Annotated in this window: 4 protein-coding genes; 1 reads left to right on the top strand and 3 read right to left on the bottom strand. The window is 67.3% G+C overall.

What is annotated here, in order from left to right; translation table 11 throughout:
- Positions 1-47: 47 nt before the first annotated feature.
- Positions 48-1118, bottom strand: coding sequence for a beta-N-acetylglucosaminidase domain-containing protein (locus IM632_RS03045; protein WP_296482447.1), 1071 nt, complete (start codon positions 1116-1118; stop codon positions 48-50).
- An 88-nt stretch (positions 1119-1206) separates the two neighbouring features.
- Between IM632_RS03045 and IM632_RS03040 the strand changes: the two genes are divergently transcribed.
- Positions 1207-2322, top strand: a complete 1116-nt coding sequence (locus IM632_RS03040) for a beta-ketoacyl-ACP synthase III (RefSeq protein WP_296482445.1) — start codon at positions 1207-1209, stop codon at positions 2320-2322.
- Here IM632_RS03040 and IM632_RS03035 read toward each other — a convergent pair.
- Together IM632_RS03035 and IM632_RS03030 are read right to left on the bottom strand one after the other, a co-directional pair.
- A complete protein-coding gene (locus tag IM632_RS03035; protein WP_296499248.1) occupies positions 2319-3539 on the bottom strand; it encodes a M48 family metallopeptidase in 1221 nt (406 codons plus the stop codon). The two genes, IM632_RS03040 and IM632_RS03035, sit on opposite strands and share 4 nt — an antisense overlap.
- Before the next feature lie 22 nt (positions 3540-3561).
- Positions 3562-4377 (bottom strand): putative PEP-binding protein (locus IM632_RS03030; RefSeq protein ID WP_366817275.1); only part of this gene is annotated, 816 nt, incomplete at its 5' end.

Genomic DNA, 4377 nt, shown 5'->3' with positions numbered 1-4377 from the left:
GCGGAACAAGCGCCCCATCTGGCCCGGCTGGAGGCTCTCGCCTCCGGTCAGTGATCGCCGTTCATCATGTCGAGGGTCATGACCCATTTGCCGTCCAGCCAGTCGACGATCTCGCGCGCCGCGGTATGGTCGATAGCTGCGTAGCGACCGCGGAGCCTGTCCCGCACCGCCGTATCCATCCTGTCCAGACCGGTATCGTTCAGCAGGATCAGGTGTCGGCGGACCAGGTCCGAGAGTTCAGGTCCCAGGAGTTCCTGCGCCGACGCCGCGAGGGCTGCGCCGTAGTTGTAGTCCTCGCCCAGGCGATAGCTCTCCGGCAGGGTCAGAGCTGGCAGCAGGGTCAGCTCGGGCTGAAGGGCGGGATTGATCGCGTGGGCGGATAGCCGCGGTCCGATTCCCGCAGGACGACCGGTAAAGGCGCGCAGGTAGAGGAAGGGTGACATCCGCGGCCCGTCATTCACGGGATAGTTGTCCCAGAGAAAGGGCCGCCGCCGGAGTTGTTCGCCGACCCGCTCCAGGTGGCGAACGCCATAGGCGCGGCTGCAGACTTCTTCCCCGGTCCAGAAAATGTTGATGCGCGCGTCGAGAGCCTTGCCCAGCGCCTCAAGGTATCCCTGAGGCCGCACCCCGAACGCCATGTCGAGGGCTGGATCGTCCGAATAGTAGGTCGGACACATGACGATCCTCGAGGCGCGTGTCCGTCCGGCGATCCAATGGACGATATCGGCCTGCGCCTCGGCGAGCCCCGGAAGGTCTCCCCGCATGTCGTCGAAGAGGATGCCCAGGTCCTGGACGCCAAGGTCATCGAGGCAGGCCAGCTTGTCCGTCAGGGCGGCCTTGGCGTCAGCGCCGAAGTCCCGCCAGATCTCGAAGGGACTGAGTCCAACGCCGAACCGGACCCGGGCATCGCGGCAGGCGCCGGAAAAGGTGGACAGGGCCTGCAGGTCGGCGTCCGGATGGATTTCCCGCCAGCGGCGACGCAGGAAGGCGTCGGCCTTCGGGGCGTACATGAAGAAGCGATAGCCCGCGGTCGAAAGCCGCCGCATGACCCTCTCGCGGGCAGCCCACTCCCAAGGCAGGCCGTAATACCCCTCGATCAGACCGAGTTCCGGCGTCATGGCTGCTCCCTGCTCTTCCCGCCCCGTCCCGTCGTGCTATTGAGTGCGCGCCGGTCCCGATGGGCCCGGATCGGAGCGGAGACACATCTTGCACGCAGCGGTCATCGCGGCCACCGGCCTTTACACCCCCGCAGAGCGGGTCACCAACGCCGAACTGGTGGAGGCCTTCAACGCCTTTGTCGAAATCCATAACACCCGCCATGCGGCGAAGATCGCCGCCGGCGAGGTGGAGGCCCTCGCCCCCTCCTCGGTCGAGTTCATCGAGAAGGCCTCCGGGATCAAGTCCCGATACGTGATGAACCGGTCCGGCGTGGTCGATCCCGAGATCATGCATCCCCTGATCCCCGAGCGGCCGAACGACGAGCTGTCGATCATGGCCGAGATCGGCGTGGCGGCGGCCAAGGACGCCATCGCCCGCTGGGGCAAGGACGCCTCACATATCGACGCGGTGGTCTGCGCCGCCTCCAACATGCAGCGCGCCTATCCGGCCATGGCCATCGAGATTCAGGAGGCCCTGGGGATCGACGGCTTCGGCTTCGACATGAACGTGGCCTGTTCGTCGGCGACGTTCGGCATCAAGACCGCCGCAGACTACATCGCCACCGGCTCGGCCCGGGCGGTGCTGGTGGTGAACCCCGAGATCACCTCCGGCCACCTGAACTTCCGCGACCGGGACAGCCACTTCATCTTCGGCGACGTGGCGACCGCGGTGATCGTCGAGCGCACTGACCAGGCCGTCGGCGGCTGGGACATCCTCGGCACACGGCTGAAGACCGTCTTCTCGAACAACATCCGAAACAACTTCGGCTTCCTGAACCGCACGGCGCCGGGCAGCGAGGGCGCTGCCGACAAGCTCTTCGTCCAGGAGGGCCGAAAGGTCTTCCGCGAGGTGGTGCCCATGGTCTCCGAGATGATCGTGACCCACGCCGCCGACCTGGGCATCGATCCCACCGCCCTGAAGCGGCTTTGGCTCCACCAGGCCAACATCAACATGAACGACCTGATCGGGCGCCGGGTCCTGGGACGCGACCCGACCCCGGAAGAGAACGTCATCATTCTCGACGAGTTCGCCAACACCTCGTCGGCAGGATCGATCATCGCCTTCCACAGGGCGCACGAGGACTTCGCACCCGGCGAGACGGGCCTGATCTGCTCCTTCGGCGCAGGGTATTCGGCCGGGACCGTCTTCGTCCGCCGGCGCTAGCGGCCCAGGTCCCCGGGTCGGACCAGCGTCACTGGCATGGGCTCGGCCTGTTGGGCCGCCTTCCAGTCCATGGCCATGCGCACCCGGGAGCCGACCGAGGGGTGCGTGTAGAAGAGAATCTCCTCGAGCCGGCCGGGAGTCGCCGCCCTGTACTCGATGGTCTTGACCAGGGCCCGGGCCAGACCGTCCGGCTCCCGGGCCCGTTCCAGGGAGAAACGGTCCGACTCCACCTCAGCCCATCGCGAAAAGCTGGCGACGACCGGATTGCCCACCAGCCCCAGCACAACGATCATCGCGCCGAGGACCGGGTAGCCGGCGGGATCGGACAGACCCCGGACTCCAGAGGCGCCGAGCCAGCGGGCGGCCAGCGGGAACAGGCGGTCGACAAGAAGGAGGGCGAGGACGGCCATTACGGACAGGAAGCCGGCTCTCCACCACACATGGCCCAGGACGTAGTGCCCCATCTCGTGGCCGACCACGGCGCGGACCTCGGCGATGTCGGCGTCCTTCTGGAACATCACGTCGCTCATCGCAATCCGCGCGCTGCCCAGCAGGCCTGAGACGTTGGCCGTGTAGCGGTTCGACTGGCGGGAGCCGTCATAGATGAAGATCCGGTCCGCAGGCACGCCATTGGCCTCGGCAAGAGCGACCACGGCGTCCCGGACGGGTCCGGGAGGCGCCGGCACATACCGGTTGAACAGCGGATCGATGAAGACCGGCCACACCAGTAAGCTCAGGACGAAGACCAGGGACACAAGGGCGCCCGACCAGGCCCACCACAGACGTGGGGACCGGCGGATCAGGGCGTAGACACCCGCCGCCAGGAGTGTGGAGGTGACCACCCAGATGAGGGCGTAGACGAGGTACTCGCCGAGCCATCCGACGAAAGCCTGGCTGGTCAGGCCATAGGCCTTCTCGCGCGCCCAGTCCGACCAGGCCGCCCAGGGCAGGTTCAGCACCGTCTCGGCGATCAGGGCGAGGGCCAGGACGGCGATGCTTGTCCGGACGGGACCGACGCCACGGCCTTCCAGGCGATCCCGGAGCCGCACCAGCAGGCCCGAGCGAAGGATCAGCCAGTAGGCCGCAACACCGACCACCGCCGTCCAGAGAATGAGCCAGTGGCCGCCCTGGGTATAGGCCGTCGCCCGGGCGTGTGCATCGGGACTGAGGGTGGCGAGGTAGGCGGCCGTTGCGGCTTCGGGATCAAAGGTCTTCAACCGATTGCCTCCCCTTCGCGACCTAACGGTCTCTCTCTCTCTCGCCGAGCGCCGCCTGGGCCGCGGCAAGGCGGGCGATCGGGGTACGGAAGGGCGAGCAGCTGACATAGTCAAGGCCAATGGCCTCGCAGAACTGGATCGAGGCCGGATCCCCGCCGTGCTCGCCGCAGATGCCGAGCTTGACCCCGGGACGGACGGCGCGTCCGCGTTCGGCGGCGATGCGGATGAGATCGCCCACACCCTCCTGGTCCAGGCTGACGAAGGGGTCCTTCTCGAAGATGCCTTTTTCCAGGTAGGCGGTCAGGAACCGGCCGGAGTCGTCCCGGCTGATCCCGAAGGTGGTCTGGGTCAGGTCGTTGGTGCCGAAGGAAAAGAACTCGGCGGACTCGGCGAGGTCTGCGGCGCGAAGGGCGGCGCGGGGCAGCTCGACCATGGTGCCGACCTGGTACTCCAGGGAGAGCCCCCGCTCGGTCAGGACCGCCTTGGCCACCCGGTCGGTGAGGGTCTTCAGGAACCGCATCTCCTCGCCCTTGGCGACCAGGGGATGCATGATCTCGACGATGGGCGCCGCCCGGCCGGCCCCGGCGATCTCGCAGGCCGCCTCGAAGATGGCCCGGACCTGCATCTCGTAGATCTCGGGATAGGAGATTCCGAGGCGGCAGCCCCGGTGACCCAGCATGGGGTTCGTCTCGTGCAGTTCCCGTACCCGGCGCCAAAGCTTGTCCGCATCTAGCCCCCCAGCCTCCGCCACGGCCCGCACGTCATCCTCGGTCTGGGGCAGGAACTCGTGAAGCGGCGGATCCAGGAGCCGGATGGTGACCGGCAGCCCTTCCATGAT

This window comes from Phenylobacterium sp. (assembly GCF_020402505.1).
Lineage (GTDB): Bacteria > Pseudomonadota > Alphaproteobacteria > Caulobacterales > Caulobacteraceae > Phenylobacterium.
This window is presented reverse-complemented; position numbering and strand designations above follow the sequence as displayed.